This is a genomic window from Clostridium puniceum (assembly GCF_002006345.1).
GTDB lineage: Bacteria > Bacillota > Clostridia > Clostridiales > Clostridiaceae > Clostridium > Clostridium puniceum.
Genome location: NZ_LZZM01000185.1, coordinates 31,759 through 46,654 on the forward strand (window position 1 = coordinate 31,759; position 14,896 = coordinate 46,654).

Consider the following 14,896-nt stretch of genomic DNA (forward strand, 5'->3'; position numbering starts at 1 on the left):
ATTTTAATTTACCATGGAGGATTTTCCATTAGATGAAGTGCACCGTTAGATTTTGTCGGTGTTGGAGCGGAAGCATGTTTTGGTGAAACTGCTACTATCACTAATGTTAGCATTAATGAACTTAAACAAAAACTTAGTGTTTTATTTAGCTTTTTTTTCATAATATTATCACCCCTTTATGTTATATATTCTTATAATACAATAAATTGGGGGTTTTGTTAATAAGGTCTTTAGATAGAGATAAATAGTAGTTAGCATCAACAATATTATTTTTATTTAAGTATATAGACGCTAGCTCGTTATAAATTAAAATTAAATCACCACTGTTAGTATCCTTTAATAAATCAGCAATTTTTAAGTATGATTTTTCTAAGTTATGAGTATCGTTTACTGTATCATATATACGTGCCATTAGATAGTTCCCTTTTACTAAATAATCAAGATCATTGTAAGCTTCAGCGTATTTTAATCCTAACTTTAAAGTTTCAATGGAATTAAAATATAACTCTTGCTGCAATAAAACAATTGATTTTTCTATGAGTGTATGTGATAAATTAGCTTTATCATGTTGAGTTCTAAATTTTATAGCCATTTCAAAATATTCTATACTTGTTTTAAAATCATTTTTATAGGAGTAGGCTAAGCCTAAATTATTATATATAATTCCTAATGAAGAAATTTGAGAATCTCTAATCTCTTCAATTAGAGATTTGTATATATAGATAGCATCATCAAATTTTTTTTCAATTTCATAACAACGAGCCTTCAAAATATTTGCATTAATATAGTAATTAAAAGTTTCATTCTTATTACATGTAGACAAATAGTTATTTATCTGAATCATAGCTAAATCTATATTATTTAATAGCATAGAGCATTTAGCTATGTGATACAAAGATATATCCTTAATTTCAGTATTATTGTAAAGCAATGAATAATGACGTGAGAGATTAAAATAAGATAATGCCTCTTTGTATTGTAATAAGTGCGCTTTGGAAAGAGCACTTTTCCAATAAAGATAAGGTATATCTTCATTTTGATTTATATCTTTATAAATATCTATAGCATTAATATAATTAATAAAAGATTCTACGAAATTCTTTTTATCAAAACAAGAATCTCCCTTAGCTTTATATGCTACAGATTTAACTTCTAGTAAATTATATTCAATTGATATTTGCATAACCTCGTCGAAAATCTCATCGATATTATTGTTTTCAAGTTTTTCTAAACAATATATATTGGCATCGTCAAATTGTGATCTTAATAAATAGTCTATATCTACATCTAAATTAATTCCTAATTTGTTAGCTTTTTTATTAAATTTTTTAATTATAGAATTAGCAGCATCATAGGTTAAGTTTCTTTTTCCAAGTTCTATCATACTTATGAGAGGTCTTGTTATGTTTTCCGACACTAAATCTTGTTGGTTCATGTATAGCTTTGACCTTAAAGCTTTAATTTTTTTTCCTTGAGTTAAAAAAATCATATTATATCACCTAAAAACATTATCTTTTGCTAACATTATATAATATTTATTATATAATTAGCAAAAATTATTTACAGAACTATTGGAATTATTCTTGTACAAAGCCTTTCTAAAATTAAAGCGAAAATAATACAGTTTAATAAAGTAGGGTTCTACTGTTGACGATTATATATTAGCGTAGTAGAATTAGTATACAAAATTAAATAAAATTTTTGTTAGGTGAGGCTCCTATATAGATACATGCTGCTGCCCGGAAACGTCGAGAGACGCCAATGGGTCAACAGGTATTACCGGATTAAGGTTCTACTTAATGTAGCCGAAAACTTTGTGGTTTTCTATGCTATATAGTGCTAAAACTCAACGAGTGAAGAAGATTCTACAAGTATGCTATGGATATATTTATATATATTTCTACGTGTATTTTGTAATATAATGTTATGTGTTTTAGTAACCCTTCACCGTGAGTGAAGGGCTTTTTATTATTTAAAGGAGGTGTATCCAATGGATGGTGACAGTACGGATAAGTGTGATAGGGATTTTTATTTAAGCTTAAGTAATACTATTTTTATGGGCATTAATTGGATGCACTTTTGATGCCCTGAATTGAAAGGGTGAGGTAAATGGAAAAAGCAACAAGTTTCTTCTTTAGTAAAATTCTAAATAAAGAAATTTACAATATTTCTGGACAAATAATTGGCAGATTAAAGGATTTTATTCTTGATTTTAGTCAAGAAAAGCCTACTTTAATATATATACAAATAATAAATGGGAGAAAATCTTTTTATATATCAGCAGAGTCATTTGATGTATCAAAGGATCAAAAAGAAAGATACAGGATCAAAATAAATAGCGAAAGCATTTTGATAAAGCAACCTGATGAAAATGATATTTTTTTAGTAAGGGATTTTTTAGATAAACAAATAGTAGATATAAATGGCAGAAAAGTAGAACGTGTTAATGATGTAAGACTTGGAAATGTAAATTCTAATTGGCAGCTTATAGCTGTTGATATAGGAACTAGAGGATTACTTAGACGACTTGATGTGGAATATCCTTTTATCAGATTTTTAGGACTCTTAAGATATCAACTTAGAAACAGATTAATTATTTGGGATAATGTACAGACTTTAGCCACAGGAATTAATAATCTGCAGCTTCATATGCCAGCGAATAAAATTGAGACTTTGCACGCTGCAGATATAGCAGATATAATTGAAGATCTTGATAATAAAAATAGAGATATATTATTTAACAGTTTAAATAATCAAAAGGCAGCTGAAGTTTTTGAAGAAATTGAAACTGATGTTCAAGTTGGTCTTTTAAAATCTATGTCTGACCAAAAAGCATCTGACATACTTGAAATTATGCCATCTGATGAAATAGCTGATATCTTAGAAGAAATAGAGGAAGATAGAGCAGAAAAATTACTTACTCATATGGATGAAGAAAGTCAAGATGAAATTAGAGAACTTATGGAGTACGAAAAAGAGACGGTAGGAAGTATTATGTCAAAAGATTTTATAACTTTCCTTCCAGATATAACTGTGAGTGATGCTTTGTCATGGTTTAAAGATAATAATCCTGATGAAGATGAAAGCTATTATATATATGTTACAAATGATAGAAATAATCTTATGGGATCTGTTTCTTTATTCTCGCTTATTATGTCTGATAAAGGCACTAAACTTTATAATATTATGACTACAAGACCTAATAGTTTAAAAGATACTGATGAAGTTGAAGATGCTATTAGCTTAATGCATAAATATAATCTTGTTTGTATGCCAGTTATAGACGAGGATGATACTTTGGCTGGTGTAGTATCATTGAACGATAGTATTCATGAGTATAAATTATTGAGGAGGGTTGTAATATGAAAAAAATATTGTCTAATAGATTCAAAAAGATACTCTTTATTATGACAATTATTGGACCAGGTTTAATTACTGTAAATGCAGGTAATGATGCAGGTGGAATTACAACCTATGCTTCAGTTGGTGCGTCATATGGATATAAAATGCTATGGGGATTACTTTTAATTACATTCAGTCTTGCGGTGATACAAGAAATGAATGCAAGAATGGCAGTAGTAACTGGTAAGGGCTTGTCAGATTTAATTAGAGAAAAATTTGGTGTTAAGCTTACTTTCTTTGCAATGACTATTTTATTGATTGCAAATATGGGAGTTGTTTTTGGAGATTTTGCAGGTATTGCAGCAAGTTTAGAACTTTTTAATATAAGTAAATATATATCAATACCTATTGTTTCTGTAGGAATTTGGTTTCTTGTTACTAAAGGATCATATAATAAGGTAGAAAATATTTTCTTGCTATTTACATTTGTATTTTTTACTTATATTATTTCTGCGTTTTTAACAAAACCAGACTGGAGTTATGTTGCAAGATCAATGGCTTCGCCTACTATTGAATTAAACACAGGTTTTATTCTTACATTTATAGGTATGATTGGTACAACAATTACTCCATATATGCAGTTTTATCTCCAATCATCAATAGTAGATAAAAAAATAAGTATATCTGAATATAAATATGAAAAAATTGATGTTTATTTAGGAGCCTTTTGGGGAAATGCAGTAGCGTTTTTTATAATTGTCTGCACAGCAGCAACGCTTTATAAAGCTGGAATAACTATAACTTCTGCAGAGGAAGCAGCGATGGCCTTAAAACCGCTAGCTGGAGAATGGGCATTTATACTTTTTGGGGGAGGATTATTTGGAGCTTCAGTTCTTGCTACAGCTGTCATACCTCTTTCTACGTCATATGCAATATGTGAAGCTTTCGGGTGGGAAAGTGGTGTTGATAATGATTATAAGGATGCACCTGCTTTCTTTGGAATATACACTGGAATAATTATATTAGGTGCATTATTCGTGCTAATGCCAGGAATATCACTTATTAAAATTATACTTGTATCTCAACAAATAGCAGGAATATTATCGCCAATCATATTAACATTCATGATAATTTTGATTAATGATAAACGTATAATGGGAGAACATGTTAATAATAAAACCCAAAATATAATATCCTGGGCAACAGTTATATTTATTATAACTTTATCTATTATTTTAGTTATATCACCCTTTATTTCATAGTGATATTTATATAGGATATTTCTTAAGCAAAATTATTAAACTTAAAAATTTTAGAATTAATAGTAATGTGGATATATTAAAAAATGCATGTAAGCGCAATGTTTATGCTTTATGCATTTTTTCGCTTATCTAGACATTTTATTTATTAACCGTATATATTTTTTTAGAACTAGTTAAACTAGAAACTATTAAGATGTTAAAATAAATTAATCTATCATAAATAAAATGAGATAATATTATCTACAATGAAAATTGTATTACAAAAAATATTCAGTTGAATTAGATATATATATATGATATTATGAAAAAGCATTAAATAATTAATAAAGGAAACTTGACTCACATACGTTTGCTGAGTAAGTGATTCACTTAAAATCATAGATTGCACCATATAAAAGTTCGAGAACCCAAATACAAGATTTGGACTCTCACTTTTAGTTTTCTATTTATGGAGAGATGTCCGAGTGGTCGAAGGAGCACGCCTGGAAAGCGTGTATAGGGGCAACTCTATCAGGGGTTCAAATCCCCTTCTCTCCGCCACCAGTGTTTATGCGTGCTCCACCTTATGGAGATATAAAATTACTACACACGTTTTTTATTGAAAAATAGTTGAAACGTGTGTATTTTTTTATGTAAAGGTGGTAGATGTTTTGAAAAGAAAAATGATAGAAGTTAGTACGAAAGATATGACTTTTGACAAAGGTTTTGACGAGTTTATCTTTAATTGCAGAGCTAGGAATTTAAGACCTGCAACAATTCAATTCTATGATAATTCTATAAAGAGTATTTATAAGTTTATTGATCCTAAGATGCGAATAAAGGATATAACTAAGGCAACAGTTGATAACTTTATTATAGGTTGTCAGAATGAATTAGATATAAAGGACATAACTATACATACTTATCTTAGAGCTCTAAAAGCCATTCTATATTATTTCATGAAAATAGGATACATGGAGAAATTTCATATAGCATTAATAAGATATGATAAGCCGCTAATTGAAACCTATACAGATGAAGAAGTCAAATTACTGCTAAAAAAACCAAATAAAAATAAATGCAACTTTATAGAATTTAGAAATTGGGTAATATGCAATACGCTTTATGCTACAGGCATGCGATCTTCTAATTTGACTAATTTAAAGATCAATGAAATAGATTTAGATAATAATTTGATAAGTCTAAAAACAACTAAGAATAGGAAACCTCTAGTAATACCAATAACTAAGTCGTTACAGCCTATTTTAAGGGAATATTTAGCCATTAGAAAAGGGAATGAGAGTGACTATCTATTCTGTTCAGCTTATGGTAATAAAATCAGTAGGGATGCTCTTAACGGTAGTATGAAGATTTATAATAATAGTAGGTATGTAAACAAAACAGAAATACACCGTTGGAGACATACTTTTGCTAAGCAATGGATTCTTAATCATGGAGATATAATAAAGCTCCAAAAGATACTTAATCATAGTAATTTAGATATGGTCCGTAATTATGTTAATATGTTTACTAAAGACTTGCAAAAAGACTTTGAAGAATTTAATCCTTTAGAATTTGTTAGTAAAAAATCAATAAAAATGCGAAAATAAAAAATAAAGGAGAGAATTACAATGGCAAGAATTAAGCTAAGAGCCTTTAGAGACGTTAAAAATTACACTAGAACTGTATCAGATTGTTATGAAGAATATATGAATTATTGTAAGTATAGGGGACAGAGAGAGGCTACTATTGAGAGTAAAAAAAGTTTCTATAAATATGAGCTGCCAAAGATGATAAGTGTTGATGAAAATATAACTAAAATAACTGAAGGTATGGTTCAAGCACATGTTACCAGTATGATGGATAGAGGCCTTAAAGGAAATTCTTATTCAACATTCGTGGTTAAATTAAAAGCATTTTTAACGTATTGCTTTAAAAAAGAGTATTTGAAGGAATTTGAAATTAAAATACCAAATGTATTATTGGAGAAAAAATCTATTTATACTGAGAAAGAAATAAAAATGTTATTAACCAAACCTGATTTAGATACTTGTGTTATAGGTGATTATAGATCATACGTAATGATTGCTTTTTTCATGGGAACCGGATGTAGAAGTCAAACCATACTTAATGTAAGAGTAAAAGATATTAATTATGAAAATCAATCAATATTATTTAGACATATGAAGACTAAAAGACAGGAAACAGTACCATTGTCAAGATTTTTAAGAGGTGAGTTGTTGGAGTATATAAGTAATATGGGTCTTAAAAATAATGACTTGTTGTTTCCTAAAATAGATGGTACTCAAATGTCATATAATACTCTTCATGAAAATTTAGAGAATTATTTCAAACACTGTAATGTAAAAATGCATGGAATTAATACATTTAGGAACACTTTCGCTACTATGTTCATAAAAAATGGTGGGGATATCTATAAATTAAAAGTACTATTAAATCATAGTACAATAAAAACTACAGAAAGATATGTTAATTTACTTCCATTAGATTTTAAAGAGGAATTACTTCAATATAATCCATTGGATGTTTTGAGAAATAGAGTTAAAGGCACCAGAATGAAATTAAAAAATAGAAAGTAAAGAAGGGGAGATATTAATTTATCTTCCATTAATTGCTGGATTTATTTAGAACTTTTAGCAGCTCTCTTTGACTTTCTTTTTCTCATTATTTCATATAAATATGCGTCCGCTTCTGGCATAATTATCAACCCTTTCAATTATTATTTTCGTTTATTGAAATGACGTAAGATTTCTAGTAAATATTTTTCAGCTTCATTCATATATTACACCATCCTTACCCTTCTACCGGTTATTAAATTGTGAAGTATTCTGACTCTCTCTATGCCTTTTAAATTAGCATTTATAAAACAATGTCTTATACCTTTTATGTCCTTATAGTAGCCATAGAAGCTTTCTATATCTTCACATATAGTAAATACCTTACACTTTTTACCTCTATATCTAAATTCATTGACTTTCTTAACTATATCTTTGACGTTCATGATATAAACCTCCCATATTTAAATTTACTTAGTGTCTGCTTTCTTTTTAGCTACTTTAACATACATATAGATTAATTTTAAGATTTTAGGATTGTTAATACCTTTGACCATTTCAATTATTTGTTCTTGCACTTAGATCAACTCCTTCAGCATTAATTTTCTTTTTAAGCTCTACTGCACAGGCATAAAGTAAGTTTAATGTTTTAGTATCATCAATAGTTTTAATTAGTTCTATTAATTGATCTTTCATTTTCAACATTCCTTTCTATAGTTAGTAACTGTTTTAAGTTATCTAAAAGTCTAGATAGTTCTAAAATGATTTCATGTTCACTCATAATATTCTCACTCCTAAAAATTTACTATTGCAATTTAGAAGCTATCAATGTATTATTAAATTGTTCAGATTCAATTAGTTAATAGCTTCTTGAGGTATATAGTTTTATATATATCTTTTATTTTTATCCATTAACTTATAAATTTAATATCATATAAACTAACAGTTCTAATGGTACCGTCTTCCAATTCAATTACAGCCTTCAGAAATGTTCTATCTTGGCAAAATTCATTTATTATTTGATGGAAATAACCATTATATAAAATTTTTATGTTATCCTCCGAATCACATTTTAATACCTCAACTTTTCTTAAATTATCTCTATTCATTACTTGATTCTCCTTTTTATTAAATTAATATTTTTTGTTGAATTTCTTTTGGTTTAATATCAGCAATTTCTATTGAATCATCATCTTCTATGCTAAAGTTTACTGGAGGAACTAACCACCAACGCTTAGAAGCACCATTAGCTCTAAAGGTCTTATTATTTGGAGGAGGAATAGCACCAAGTTTCATTAATGTATTTCTTGACTCTGTATTAGGTTTTATATCAAGCTCATTACATACTTGTGTAAAAGTTTTGTATAGCCAATATTCATTAGGTGCTGACCAATTTAAATTATCCATAACCCTTGAGTCAGCTTCAGTTTTAACTTCGAAATTAGAGTTAACAATATATAATTGCTGCTCTTCCTCTTTATTTAACCAATGAGGTTCTTTTTTATCTTTTAAAAGATGCATTATTTCTCCCCATAACTGGCTAATGTCAATATTATGATCTACAATTATATTAGTAACATTAATACACCAGTAACGACGATTGCCTGTATTATCTTCAAGAAATTCATTATTGTTAATGGTTGCATAAAATGAAGTTACTCTGGGATATTCTTCGGCATTTGTACCATAGGGACGCCTATATCTATCTTTGGTCCTGGTGAAAAACATTTTTAAAGCGTCAACAGTATCTTTTTTTAAGCTTGTTTTTAATTCACCAAGTTCTACAATTAAAGCTGATGTAACGTCAATAACATCATCAACTTTTTTAGGATTAATGAGTTTATCAGTATCTATCCACTGAGAATTAGGCAATAGTGTTTTTATCCAACGTGTTTTTCCTAGACCTTGATTGCCTTGGATAACAAGTATACCATTCATATTTTGAGTACCATCATTAAAAGATATATTTGCAGTACCTATAAGCCATTTTTTCAGTAATAGTAATTTGAAATTATTGTCATAATCATCTGAGGTTATTATGGTATCTGCTAATTGCCTGATGTATCCTTCTTCATGATTCCAATTCTTATAACATTCTTCAAAATAATCTCTTGCCGGATTATATGAGTTAGCTTGAGATACTCTAAATACGAAATCTCTTAAATTTGATTTGCTAATATTAAAATTGAATTTTACACACAAAGAATATAAATCTTCCATACAAGCAACACTATTATTTTTTAAGCTAAATATATTGCCTTCAAATTCAAGTTTTTTAGAAAGTTCATTGTATCTAATTGTAATATGGTTAAGCTCGCATATACGCTGAAAATTTTCCCATATCTTTTTTGGAAAGCCTTCTTTAGTCACATATTTGAAATTTCTATTTTTTATATAATCCCACTTATCGATTAAAGCTGCTTTAAAGTCATTTAACGTTCCACCACTTTGGAAATAATCAGTGATATCGAAATTTGAAGGAAACTTATTCCATCCTTTAGGATATATCACATTAAACTCTTTTGCATAATCTTTAAGTTTATAATATAAATCATCCTTGTACTTTTCACCTGGATGACCTGTATCTGGACAACAATAAACTATAGCATCTTTAAATATACTATAATCAAATTCAGTTACACCTTTAAATGATGTTGCCAAATATCCAAAATGAATAAGTGTATCAGCATCTTTTGCGCCTTCAACGATAAATATATCTTTATTATTTTTTAATCCATCTAACAACGTATAGAAGTTATACGGAACTGCATCAGCTTCACGCTTTGGAATTACATTACCGTCATTATTAATTGATAAAAAACGGCTTGTACTTTTATTGGCAATATCTTTAAACTTAGCTTCAAAATATATAGGTTTGTTGTACTGATCCACAAATATATAAGTGTGTATATGCTTTAATGGATTATCATTACTATCTTTAAAGTTAAGCTGTTTTATAGCTATTTCTACTTTTTCAACTAAAGTCATTAGTCTGCCATATTCTTCATTAGGCTCAATATTTAAGTACTTACAGGCATCAATATAGCGTACATTTTTATATTTCATATAGAAGTCAATGCAATCGCCACCTTCACCACTTGAAAAGTCTTTAAACATCCATTTGTTATTTTTACGATTAAAATAAATCGAAAAGCTTGGAGTTTTTTCGCTTACGAAAGGTGAAAGCATTTTATTATTTCCGTCAAATCTTTGTCCTGTTTCAGATTCTATTAAATTTTTTAGATCTATGTTTTTAAATTCTTCCTTTGTCAAATGATATCACATACTTAAGACTATGCTTAAAAAGCATCAGTCCTTTAAATATCACTGTTTTATCGTATTTTTTCATAAGTTGTACATAATCTGTAAAAATCTTAAGATTCATCTATTCCACCTCCATTTACTCAACATCTAAATAAATTCTATAAAATTTACCTGATCTATAAGGTTTGCTGATTTTGGCTATAGTTGCTTTTGTTGATAATATTTCAATTATTTTATTTTTTTCAGCATCTGTTTTATATCTAAGCTGTAATTGCATAAAATTATACCTCCAGTTTATAAATTTAATTTTTCTATAATTTCGTAATATTCCATATTGCCATCAGTTCTATTAAGTTTCTTTAAGTTGCATTGATCTAAATCTAACTTTCCAATTATTGAATTATCAGATATTAATTCTGCAACTGTTTTATCATCATTGAACTTAATTTCATTAATGATAAGTATCATGCTTTTACTTGGTGTCATTATGCAAAATTTCATTTTGATTCTACCTCCAGTACAAATACTAATTTATTTTGTGCTAGCTATAAGCAGGAGCTAACCTTTACTATTAGATATGATTTTTTAGAATTTTAAGATAGGATTTTTAACTGGCTGATTTTTCAGCTAGGTTAATTTTCAGATAAGAATAATTCTTGTACAGATGATCCAAGAGCAGTAGCAATTTTCTTTAAGGTACCTAGTTGAATATTATCAACTCTACCATTTTCAATTTGTGAAATAGTAGTTCTACAGACCTTAGAATCTGTTGCCAAATCATCTTGAGTTTTGTTGTTCTTTACTCTTTCAACTTTTAATTTTGAATATGTCATATTATTTACCTCATACGAACATATTGTTCATATTTTCCGTAATTAAATAATAACTCAACGATTTGTTCGTGTCAATATATTTTTGAATTGATTAGTGAACTTTATGTTCATATGTGATAAAATAAAAACATCTTATATTAAAGGAGACAAGTACATGAGTTTAGGTGAAAATATTAAAACTGAAAGAAAAAAGAAAAAAATTAAACAATCAGAGCTTGCTCATGAATTAGCAGTTACAGTTAGAACTATTCAAAATTATGAAAGCGGAAACAGACAACCTAATATTGAAACTATAAAAAAAATATCTGATTTTTTGGATGTACCACTAGATGAATTATTAAACGATGAATCAACTTCGTTTTCAAGTATATTAATAGCAGCTATTTTGCGTATGGATTATGTTAAAGTAGATCTTCCTCTAGATACCGATTTTGCAAATGAACGTGAATTTATTGAAAATGGAGGAAATCCAGAAGATTATAGTTTTGAAATTATTAGATCACATACAGAAATAAGTATAAATTCTTTGAAAAAATGTATAGAAGAAAATAAAGAATTAGAAATTGATGAGCAGCTAAAACTTATTGATTTTTGGTATGACAAAAGGTGGGAAGATGATGAGATTGAACTTGAAGAATTTTATCACCAGAACATTAATAGAATCAATAAAAATCCTATTATATCAAGTAAAATAAAAACTTTACTTTATGACGGAGTAACAAAAAACGATACAGAAAAATTAGTTGATTTATTAGAAAAATATAATTTTAAGATAAATATATCAAGTAAAAATGATGAAAGCATATTAAGTATATATAACAATGAAAGTCCTATAATAACTGAATTTGAATCTAAGTTATTGCCTATATATAATGAAATTATAAATAAAATCGATAGTTATGCAAAATTTATAATTGAAGATGAGTTAAAGAAATTAAAAAAAGATTAATTATAAATAATACTAAGCATTTTATGATCCTTTACTAATTTCGTAAGGGATTTTTTTATTTCACCTTAAACAATGTCTAAAATATGGAAACGTGACGCAATGTGTGACACCTGTAAAAACTCTATAAATCCCATAATATCAAGGCTTTGAGTGGGCGTGACGTGACGTGTCGAATTTTTTTCTATGGCGCGCATAGGGTGTATATATGGCATATTACACCTTATATTATTATTATTTATTATATATAATATATAGTCACAATAGTCACATAGTAGTATGTAAGCAAGTAATATCAACACTTTTAGAATGTGACAGTAGTATAAAAATAGCGTCACAATAGGGTCACATCTTAATTAAGCGTCACACATATTTATTTATATGATTATTGGAAAATATTAAGCTGAAAATATTTAAATAAAAATAGCCTTAAGCTATTGAAAATACTATGATTAAAGGCAATAATATGTTATAATAAATACAAAGATAGAAATAAAAATGAATAGAAAAGTACCCCACTTTTAGAAGTGGAAAGCATTAAGAATTTAATGGCTGCGGGAAATAAATTTTACTAAACGTAATTATGAGTTAAGTGATTTATTACCGTAGCCTTTTTATTTTATCAAAATATAAGGAAAGGAGAAATTAGTAATGGATTTGTCGCAAGTATCAACTAAAGAATTAGTAAATGAATTAAAAAGTAGAGAAGGCATAGAAGTAATTACTACAGGACTATATAAGAGTTATGTAGTAAGACCTGAAAGCACTACGATGGTGTTTGTATATTTGAAAGAAGATGAAGGAGTGATTTGTATTGAATGATAAAGCTAAGGAACAAAGAAACGCTTATATGAAAGAATGGAGGGCAAAGAATAAGGATAAAGTTAAGGCAGCACAAGAGAAGTGTTGGGAGAAGAAATTTAATGAAAAGGAGAAGGAGAGTGATTCCTAATGGGTTATGCTTATAGGAAAGTTGGATATCAAGATTTAACTTATAAGAACAAAGCAAAAATCAAAAGTAAAGAATTATTTAAAAAAAAATTAGTGGATCCGGATAAGAAAATCTTAAAAGTAAATCAGAATGCTAATTCAAATTTAAATATGTAAAGGAGTGAAAAGTTATGGATTATCAAAACAGAGAAGACAGAGCCAAAAGAGATAAAGTCGTAAGACGTGGCGCTGAAATAAGTGGCAGATTACAGGCTATAGGCAACATTGAAAAGAGAGCTAAGAACAAAGGATTATTCCAGGAGCAAAGAGATAAGATGCGAAAAGAATTATTAGAAGTAAGGAAGGGATTATAAGAATGAAAATAGTTGATAAAAGAGCCGAGAGAGAAAAAGAAATTATTGAAAATAATAAGAAGAGTCCTGCTGCTATTAGAAGCAAGAAAGTCGATAAGGAAAGACAACTGGAAGAAGAGAAGAAAGCACGTACTATAAAAGTTGTATTGGATTGGAGAGTATCCGGACAATTAGATCCTATTACAAAAGACATATGGTATTCACAAACAAACAAAGAAAACTTTCTTAAGTATGCTATTAAAAACAGAGAACAACTAAAGGAATTATATGTTGAACCATTTGAATACATTGCACACGGTAATGTTAGAAGTATAGAGGTAGAATGTGACAAAGATACTATTGATATGTTAGATAAGGAAGCACGCAAGGAAGGATTAGGTTTTAATGAATATGTAACATCAATTGTATATACTACTGCATTTAATATTAACCAAGAGCGTGAGAGAGTAAGAGCTATTGCAGATGCTGACGCTGCAGAGAGAACACCTTTCATGATAAGTGAAGGATATATAAGTAAAGAACTTAAAAGAAAATTAGAATCAAAGTATGGTGAGCCTAAGGGTATCTTAATACCACAAGATATTTATACTAACATGCTTGTTGATCTAGCAAAAGAATATTTTGGAATTGAGAAGTAAAGAAGGTACCCCGCCCCTAATTTTAAAAATCAATGGGACGGTTGGAGACCGGGGAGAGGAACTTTTTCCAATAGAGCGATAAAATAATTTTTTTGAAAGGGGGTGTGAGTGCCTCCTAATACGCTCTATATGACGAGAATATCAAGGGTGTAATTCACTATGATGAAAAATAGGCTTGTTTATGGCTTAGTATGATAGGTTTATTGGTCTTTATTAACAATGATATTAAATAAAAAAAAAATATATATGAGGTGAAAGAAAATGCAAAATAATGTAAAAATAATTGAAATTGATGGTAAACAAATTAAATTTAAAGCTACTGCAGCAACGGCATTGAGGTACAAAAAACAATTTGGGAAAGATTATTTTTCGGAGTTATGCAAGTTAGAAAACTTGCAAAAAGCAATGAAATCTAAAAAAAGTAATAGTGAAAAGCTTGCAAGTATAAATTTTGAATTATTCTATAATATTGCTTGGGTTTTTGCTAAGACAGCAGATAACACTATCCCAGAGCCTATAGAGTGGCTAGATGGTTTTAATGTATTTCCTATGGTCGAAATAATTCCACAGCTACAGGAATTAATTGCAATGAGTGTATAAAACAAAAGTCGATAGCTTAGAAGGAATGAGACTAACTATATGAAGTCAATATAAGTTAATAAAAAAATCATATTTTTTAGTCAATAAAAAAGTGCATGACAAATAAAGCAACTATGTTGCTTGGAAATTTAAGGAATTACATTTGTGGAACA

General features: G+C 28.4%; 21 protein-coding genes, 1 tRNA gene and 1 riboswitch. Of the genes, 12 read left to right on the forward strand and 10 right to left on the reverse strand.

Translation table 11 applies throughout. The annotated features are described in order from the left end of the window. Window positions 1–8: 8 nt before the first annotated feature. Together CLPUN_RS27715 and CLPUN_RS16335 are read right to left on the reverse strand one after the other, a co-directional pair. Complete coding sequence (locus CLPUN_RS27715) at window positions 9–161, reverse strand: hypothetical protein (protein ID WP_158078787.1); 153 nt, start codon at window positions 159–161, stop codon at window positions 9–11. 20 nt (window positions 162–181) lie between these two features. Further along, the gene (locus CLPUN_RS16335; protein ID WP_077848313.1) at window positions 182–1,489 is read right to left on the reverse strand and encodes a helix-turn-helix domain-containing protein; all 1,308 of its coding nucleotides are present in this window, start codon (window positions 1,487–1,489) and stop codon (window positions 182–184) included. Between the two features lie 204 nt (window positions 1,490–1,693). After that, window positions 1,694–1,865, forward strand: a riboswitch (M-box (ykoK) riboswitch). 244 nt (window positions 1,866–2,109) lie between these two features. Here CLPUN_RS16335 and CLPUN_RS16340 point away from each other — a divergent pair. The 5 genes from CLPUN_RS16340 to CLPUN_RS16360 all read left to right on the forward strand — a co-directional run bounded on the left by CLPUN_RS16340 (window position 2,110) and on the right by CLPUN_RS16360 (window position 7,183). After that, window positions 2,110–3,366, forward strand: a complete 1,257-nt coding sequence (locus tag CLPUN_RS16340) for a magnesium transporter (RefSeq protein ID WP_077848314.1) — start codon at window positions 2,110–2,112, stop codon at window positions 3,364–3,366. Continuing rightward, window positions 3,363–4,604 (forward strand): Nramp family divalent metal transporter, encoded by a 1,242-nt coding sequence (locus CLPUN_RS16345; protein WP_077848315.1) that lies wholly within the window; start codon window positions 3,363–3,365, stop codon window positions 4,602–4,604. Before CLPUN_RS16340 ends, CLPUN_RS16345 begins: the two co-directional genes overlap by 4 nt. A 450-nt stretch (window positions 4,605–5,054) precedes the next feature. Continuing rightward, a tRNA-Ser gene (locus CLPUN_RS16350) sits at window positions 5,055–5,144 on the forward strand. Between the two features lie 110 nt (window positions 5,145–5,254). Next, window positions 5,255–6,193, forward strand: a complete 939-nt coding sequence (locus tag CLPUN_RS16355) for a tyrosine-type recombinase/integrase (RefSeq protein WP_077848316.1) — start codon at window positions 5,255–5,257, stop codon at window positions 6,191–6,193. A gap of 21 nt (window positions 6,194–6,214) precedes the next feature. After that, a complete protein-coding gene (locus tag CLPUN_RS16360) occupies window positions 6,215–7,183 on the forward strand; it encodes a tyrosine-type recombinase/integrase (protein WP_077848317.1) in 969 nt (322 codons plus the stop codon). 203 nt (window positions 7,184–7,386) lie between these two features. On the opposite strand, the gene CLPUN_RS16365 is transcribed toward CLPUN_RS16360, so the two are convergent. The 8 genes from CLPUN_RS16365 to CLPUN_RS16385 form a co-directional block, all read right to left on the reverse strand. After that, complete coding sequence (locus tag CLPUN_RS16365) at window positions 7,387–7,605, reverse strand: hypothetical protein (RefSeq protein ID WP_077848318.1); 219 nt, start codon at window positions 7,603–7,605, stop codon at window positions 7,387–7,389. A gap of 112 nt (window positions 7,606–7,717) precedes the next feature. Continuing rightward, on the reverse strand, window positions 7,718–7,855 hold the full coding sequence (locus CLPUN_RS27720) for a hypothetical protein (protein WP_158078788.1): 138 nt from the start codon (window positions 7,853–7,855) through the stop codon (window positions 7,718–7,720). Between the two features lie 215 nt (window positions 7,856–8,070). Then, window positions 8,071–8,268 carry a hypothetical protein gene (locus CLPUN_RS16370; RefSeq protein WP_077848319.1) on the reverse strand — a complete coding sequence of 66 codons (198 nt, stop codon included), beginning with the start codon at window positions 8,266–8,268 and terminating at the stop codon, window positions 8,071–8,073. 19 nt (window positions 8,269–8,287) lie between these two features. After that, window positions 8,288–10,432, reverse strand: a complete 2,145-nt coding sequence (locus tag CLPUN_RS16375) for a VapE domain-containing protein (protein WP_077848320.1) — start codon at window positions 10,430–10,432, stop codon at window positions 8,288–8,290. After that, window positions 10,413–10,544, reverse strand: coding sequence for a hypothetical protein (locus CLPUN_RS29245; RefSeq protein ID WP_278281664.1), 132 nt, complete (start codon window positions 10,542–10,544; stop codon window positions 10,413–10,415). Before CLPUN_RS29245 ends, CLPUN_RS16375 begins: the two co-directional genes overlap by 20 nt. 15 nt (window positions 10,545–10,559) lie before the next feature. Continuing rightward, complete coding sequence (locus CLPUN_RS28165; protein WP_198944357.1) at window positions 10,560–10,700, reverse strand: hypothetical protein; 141 nt, start codon at window positions 10,698–10,700, stop codon at window positions 10,560–10,562. Window positions 10,701–10,717: 17 nt separating this feature from the next. Continuing rightward, on the reverse strand, window positions 10,718–10,924 hold the full coding sequence (locus CLPUN_RS16380; RefSeq protein WP_077848321.1) for a hypothetical protein: 207 nt from the start codon (window positions 10,922–10,924) through the stop codon (window positions 10,718–10,720). 131 nt (window positions 10,925–11,055) lie between these two features. Then, window positions 11,056–11,256: a helix-turn-helix transcriptional regulator gene (locus CLPUN_RS16385; RefSeq protein ID WP_077848322.1), complete on the reverse strand. Its 201-nt coding sequence runs from the start codon at window positions 11,254–11,256 to the stop codon at window positions 11,056–11,058. A gap of 154 nt (window positions 11,257–11,410) precedes the next feature. On the opposite strand from CLPUN_RS16385, the gene CLPUN_RS16390 reads away from it, so the two are divergent. From CLPUN_RS16390 to CLPUN_RS16405, 7 genes are all read left to right on the forward strand, one after another. Continuing rightward, on the forward strand, window positions 11,411–12,205 hold the full coding sequence (locus tag CLPUN_RS16390) for a helix-turn-helix domain-containing protein (RefSeq protein ID WP_158078789.1): 795 nt from the start codon (window positions 11,411–11,413) through the stop codon (window positions 12,203–12,205). 648 nt (window positions 12,206–12,853) lie between these two features. Next, window positions 12,854–13,024 (forward strand): BC1881 family protein, encoded by a 171-nt coding sequence (locus tag CLPUN_RS27180; protein WP_143329074.1) that lies wholly within the window; start codon window positions 12,854–12,856, stop codon window positions 13,022–13,024. Next, on the forward strand, window positions 13,017–13,154 hold the full coding sequence (locus tag CLPUN_RS28170) for a hypothetical protein (protein WP_198944358.1): 138 nt from the start codon (window positions 13,017–13,019) through the stop codon (window positions 13,152–13,154). Before CLPUN_RS27180 ends, CLPUN_RS28170 begins: the two co-directional genes overlap by 8 nt. Then, a complete protein-coding gene (locus CLPUN_RS27725) occupies window positions 13,154–13,309 on the forward strand; it encodes a hypothetical protein (RefSeq protein WP_158078790.1) in 156 nt (51 codons plus the stop codon). The genes CLPUN_RS28170 and CLPUN_RS27725 overlap by 1 nt, the downstream gene beginning before the upstream one ends. 14 nt (window positions 13,310–13,323) lie before the next feature. Further along, window positions 13,324–13,506: a hypothetical protein gene (locus CLPUN_RS16395; RefSeq protein ID WP_077848324.1), complete on the forward strand. Its 183-nt coding sequence runs from the start codon at window positions 13,324–13,326 to the stop codon at window positions 13,504–13,506. Between the two features lie 2 nt (window positions 13,507–13,508). Further along, a complete protein-coding gene (locus tag CLPUN_RS16400) occupies window positions 13,509–14,144 on the forward strand; it encodes a hypothetical protein (RefSeq protein WP_077848325.1) in 636 nt (211 codons plus the stop codon). Between the two features lie 261 nt (window positions 14,145–14,405). Continuing rightward, a complete protein-coding gene (locus CLPUN_RS16405; protein WP_077848326.1) occupies window positions 14,406–14,744 on the forward strand; it encodes a hypothetical protein in 339 nt (112 codons plus the stop codon). Window positions 14,745–14,896 lie beyond the last annotated feature (152 nt).